General features: G+C 72.4%; 2 protein-coding genes. Both read left to right on the top strand.

All coding sequences use genetic code 11. The annotated features are described in order from the left end of the window. Window positions 1-3,711, top strand: a 3,711-nt coding sequence (locus IEJ02_RS47290; RefSeq protein WP_191070433.1) for an SDR family NAD(P)-dependent oxidoreductase, incomplete at its 5' end; no start/stop codon positions are given. A 71-nt stretch (window positions 3,712-3,782) separates the two neighbouring features. After that, on the top strand, window positions 3,783-5,532 hold a 1,750-nt coding region (locus IEJ02_RS47285), incomplete at its 3' end, for a type I polyketide synthase (RefSeq protein WP_191070432.1).

The raw sequence follows: 5,532 nt of genomic DNA, 5'->3' as shown, positions 1-5,532 counted from the left end.
GAGGTGCGGCTGCTGACCGAGGCCACCGCGTGGCCGGAGACGGGTCAGCCGCGCCGGGCCGGTGTCTCCGCGTTCGGCGTCAGCGGCACCAATGTGCACACCATCATCGAGCAGGCCCCGTCGGAGGCCGACGAGGAGCGGCCGGCCGAGGTGACGGCTCCCGACGACCGTGGCGCGGCCCCCTGGACGCTCTCCGCCCGGAGCGCGGACGGACTGCGTGCCCAGGCGCGGCGGCTGCGGGCCCATCTGACCGCACGGCCGGAGCTGAGCCTGAAGGACGTGGGCTACTCCCTGGTGGCCACCCGTTCGGTGTTCGAGCACCGTGCCGTGCTGACGGGCGCGGACCGTGCGGAGCTGCTGCGCGGGCTCGAGGCCGTCGCCACCGGCGAGGAGGCCCCCGGGGTGGTGCGCTCGGTCGCCACTCCGACCGGGATCACCGCGTTCCTGTTCTCCGGCCAGGGCGCCCAGCGCCTCGGGATGGGGCGGGAGTTGTACGACGCCTTCCCGGTGTTCGCCCAGGCGCTGGACGAGGTGTGCGCACACCTGGACGTCACTCTGGACCGTCCGCTGAAGGACGTGATGTTCGCGGCGGAGGGCAGCGCGGACGCCGAGCTGCTGGACCAGACGGCGTTCACCCAGCCCGCGCTCTTCGCGGTCGAGGTGGCGCTGTTCCGGCTGCTGTCCGCGTGGGGTGTGGCACCGGATGTGGTGATCGGCCACTCCATCGGGGAGATCGCCGCCGCGCATGTGGCGGGGGTGTTCTCGCTGGAGGACGCCTGCACCCTGGTGGCGGCCCGTGGCCGTCTGATGCAGGCGCTGCCCGAGGGCGGCGCGATGGTGGCCATCGAGGCGTCGGAGGAGGAGATCGCGCCGTCGCTCACCGGTCGTGAGGCCGAGGTGAGCATCGCCGCCGTCAACAGCCCGACTTCCGTGGTCATCGCCGGTGACGAGGGCACGGCCGTGGAGATCGCCGAACAGTGGGCGGAGCAGGGCCGCAAGACCCGCCGCCTGCGGGTCAGCCACGCCTTCCACTCGCCGCGCATGGACGCGATGCTGGGCGACTTCCGTGACGTGGTCGAGGGGCTGTCGTTCGCTCCGCCCTCGATCGCGCTGGTGTCCAATGTGACGGGCAAGTCGGCGGGCGCGGACGAGGTGTGCTCGCCGGAGTACTGGGTGCGCCACGTGCGCGAGGCGGTGCGCTTCGCGGACGGCATGCGCTCCCTGGAGAACGCGGGCGTGACCAGGTTCTTCGAGGTGGGCCCCGACGGTGTGCTCTCGGCGATGGCACGCGAGTGCCTGACGGCGGAGGAGGCCTCGGCCCCCGTCGTGGTGCCCGCGCTGCGCAAGGACCGCCCGGAGGCCCAGGCGCTGACGGCGGCCCTGGCCGAACTCCACGTCCACGGGGTCACCGTCGGCTGGGAGGCACTGTTCGCGGGCCGGGACGTCCGGCGGGTCGAGCTGCCGACGTACGCGTTCCAGCGGCAGCGCTACTGGCTGGACGCCCCCGAGAGCGACACCTCCGCCGCCCCCGCCTCCGCGGACGAAGGTGACGCCCGCTTCTGGGACGCGGTCGAGCGTGCGGACCTGGAGGCGCTGACCACCGCGCTGCAGGTGGACGGGAACGCCTCACTCACCGAGGTGCTCCCCGCCCTGTCGTCCTACCGCAAGGGCCACCGTGAGCGGTCCACGGTGGACGGCTGGCGCTACCAGATCGCCTGGACCCCGGTGTCCGAGCTCTCGGAGCGGGCGCTGACCGGGACCTGGATGGTCATGGTTCCGCGGTCGCACGCCGACGACGAACTGGTCACCACCGCGGTGGCCATGCTGGAGCGGCAGGGCGCCGACGTGGCGCGGATCGTCCTCGACGGCGCCGCTGACATCGACCGCGCGGCGGTCGCCGAGCGGCTGCGCACGGCGGCCGAGGGCGCCCCGGACGGGGCCGTCGGCGGGGTGCTCTCCCTGCTGGCCCTGGACGAGGATCCCTGCGCGGGGCACACGGTGGTGCCGCGAGGGCTCGCGCTCAACCTCGTCGCGCTCCAGGCGCTCGTGGACGCCGGTGTCGAGGCCCCGCTGTGGGTGGCGACGCGCGGTGCCGTGTCGGTGACCGGATCCGACACCCTGCGCAGCGCCGCCCAGGCGCAGATGTGGGGCCTCGGCCGGGTCGCCGGTCTGGAACACCCCAGGCTCTGGGGCGGTCTGGTCGACCTCCCGGAGACGTTCGACGAGCGGGCCGCGGCCCGGCTCTCCGGTGTGCTGGGCGGCGGCGCGGGCGAGTTCGAGGACCAGGTGGCGGTGCGTACGTCCGGCGTGTTCACCCGGCGCCTGGTGCGGGCCACCGCGCCGCGGACCACGGCCCGGCCGTGGACCGCACGGGGCTCGGTGCTGGTCACCGGTGGCACCGGGGGAGTGGGCGGCCAGGTGGCCCGGTGGCTGGCGAGCGCCGGTGCCGAGCACCTGGTGCTGACCAGCCGCCGTGGCCCGGAGGCCGACGGTGCCGCCGAACTGCGCGACGAGCTCACCGCGTTGGGCGCCGAGGTGACCATCGCGGCATGTGACGCCGCCGACCGCGAGGCCCTGGCCGCCGTACTGGCCGCCATCCCGGAGCGGTACCCGCTGAGCGCCGTCGTGCACGCGGCGGGCGTCCTGGACGACGGTGTCCTGGACGCGATGTCGGTGGAGCGGGTCGCGGGCGTGCTCCGTCCCAAGGTGGACGGGGCCCGCAACCTGCACGAGCTCACCGAGGGCCTCGACCTCTCGGCCTTCGTGCTGTTCTCCTCGCTCGCCGGAGCCATCGGCGGCGCCGGGCAGGGCAGTTACGCGGCGGCCAACGCCTACCTCGACGCCCTGGCGCAGCAGCGCCGGGCCCAGGGCCTGGCGGCCACCTCGGTGGCCTGGGGCCCGTGGGCCGAGGGCGGCATGGCGGTCGACGGGGCGCTGGAGGACCGGCTGCGGCGCGGCGGCATGGCCGCGATGACCCCGGAGCTGGCGGTCAAGGCCCTCCAGCAGGCCCTTGACCTGCAGGAGACCCACCTGGCCATCGCCGACCTCGACTGGGAGCGATTCGTACCCGCCTACACCGCCGTACGGGCCAGCCGGCTGCTGGACGAGGTGCCCGAGGCGCGGCGGATCCTGGAGGCCGCGCTCGGCGGCGGGACCGCCACGCAGTTCGAGACCGGTGGTTCGGAGCTGCGCGAGCGGCTCGCCGGAATGTCCGAGGCGGAGCAGGAACGAGCGCTGCTCGAACTGGTCACCACGCAGGTGGCGATGGTGCTGGGCTTCCCGTCGGTGGAGTCGGTCGAGTCCCAGCGGGCCTTCCGCGAACTCGGCTTCGACTCGCTGACCGCCGTCGAACTGCGCAACCGGCTGGACGCGGCGACGGGCCTGCGCCTGCCCGCGACGATCGTCTTCGACCACCCGACGCCCGCGGCGCTGGCCCGCCGGCTGCGGACCGACGTCGTGCGGGACGGGGTCTCGGCGGCCGCGCCGATCCTCAGCGAGCTGGACCGGATCGAGGCGGCGATGGCCACGATCTCCGCCGACGACGTGGACCGGCCGAGGATCACGACGCGCTTGCAGACGCTGCTTTTGAAGTGGGGAGAAGCGGAACAGGATTCGGGCAACACCGGCAAGAAGGCGGTCTCGAACAAGATTCAGTCGGCGACATCCGATGAGATCTTCGACTTCATTGACAAGGAGCTCGGGATTTCCTGAGCTGGGTTTTTTGACTGAGCCTCGGTCAATTCCCGAGGATCGCTCCTTACTACTTACTGGGTGATATCGCAATGAACGAAGAAAAGCTTCTCGACTATCTCAAGCGGGTGACCGCGGACCTCCAGCAGACTCGCCAGCGCCTTCTCGAGGCCGAGTCAGCCGACCAGGAACCGATCGCGATCGTCGCCATGAGCTGCCGGTTCCCTGGAGGCGTGAGCTCCCCCGAAGATCTGTGGCGCATGGTGGCGGACGGTACCGACGCGATCTCGGAGTTCCCCACGGACCGGGGCTGGGATATCGATGCCCTCTACCACGAGGACCCGGACCGCCCCGGCACCAGCTACACGACCGCGGGCGGATTCCTGGAGAAGGCCGACCAGTTCGATCCGGCGTTCTTCGGAATCTCGCCGCGTGAGGCGCTGTCGATGGACCCGCAGCAGCGATTGCTGTTGGAGACGTCGTGGGAGGCGGTCGAGCGGGCGGGTATCGACCCGATGTCCCTGCGTGGCAGCAGGACCGGCGTCTTCGTCGGGACCAATGGCCAGGACTACTCCATGCTCATGCTCGGTGCCTCCGAGAGTCTCGACGACGTCGAGGGCCACTCGGGCACCGGCAACGCGGCGAGCATCGTCTCCGGCCGCATCTCCTACACCATGGGTCTTGAGGGGCCCGCGCTTTCGGTGGACACCGCGTGCTCGTCCTCCCTGGTGGCCCTGCATCTGGCCGTTCAGGCACTGCGTCAGCGCGAATGCACACTCGCGCTGGCCGGTGGCGTCACGGTGATGTCCACTCCGTCGGCGTTCGTCCAGTTCAGCAGGCAGCGCGGCTTGGCGGCCGACGGCCGGTGCAAGCCGTTCGGGGCCGCGGCCGACGGCACCGGCTGGGGTGAGGGCGTCGGCATGCTGCTCGTGGAGCGGCTGTCCGACGCCCAGCGCAACGGCCACGAGGTGCTGGCCATCGTCCGGGGTTCGGCGATCAACCAGGACGGCGCGTCCAACGGTCTGACGGCTCCCAACGGCATCTCGCAGCAGCGGGTCATCCGGCAGGCACTGACCAGCGCCCGGCTGTCGGCCGCCGAGGTGGACGCGGTGGAGGCGCACGGGACGGGCACCACCCTGGGTGACCCGATCGAGGCGCAGGCGCTGATGGCCACGTACGGGCAGGACCGGCCCGCGGATCAGCCGCTGTGGCTGGGCGGCATCAAGTCGAACATCGGGCACACACAGGCCGCGGCCGGTGTCGCCGGGGTCATCAAGATGGTGATGGCCATGCGCGAGGGTGTGCTGCCCAAGACGCTCCACGCGGAGGAGCCCTCGCCGCACATCGACTGGACCGGCGGCGCCGTGTCCCTGCTGCACGAGTCGACCCCGTGGCCGGACCGGGACCACCCGCGTCGCGCCGCCGTGTCCTCGTTCGGCATGAGCGGCACCAACGCGCACACCATCCTGGAGCAGGCCCCGCAGTCCGAGGCGGCTGAGGTCGCCGAGGGCGAGGTCACTGACGGTCCGGTGGCATGGGTCGTGTCGGGCCGTGGCGCCGAGGGGCTGCGGGCGCAGGCCGGGCAGCTCCGCGCGTTCCTCACCGAGCGCCCGGAGTCGAGCGCGGCGGACGTGGCGCTCTCGCTGGCCACCACCAGGTCCGCCTTCGAGCACCGTGCCGTGGTGACCGGGACCGGCCGCGAGGAGCTCCTGCAGCGGCTGGAGGCGGTCGCCGAGGACGCCACCACGTCGAACGGAGTGGTGCGGGGGAGGACCGGAGACGTCGGCCGTTCGGTGTTCGTCTTCCCCGGTCAGGGGGCGCAGTGGGTGGGTATGGCGGTGG

Origin of the sequence: Streptomyces sp. 5-10, assembly GCF_014712245.1 — a bacterium.
In the GTDB taxonomy this organism is placed as follows: domain Bacteria; phylum Actinomycetota; class Actinomycetes; order Streptomycetales; family Streptomycetaceae; genus Streptomyces; species Streptomyces violaceusniger.
Note: the sequence above shows the minus strand (reverse complement) of the source record. Positions and strands in the feature narration are given on the sequence as shown.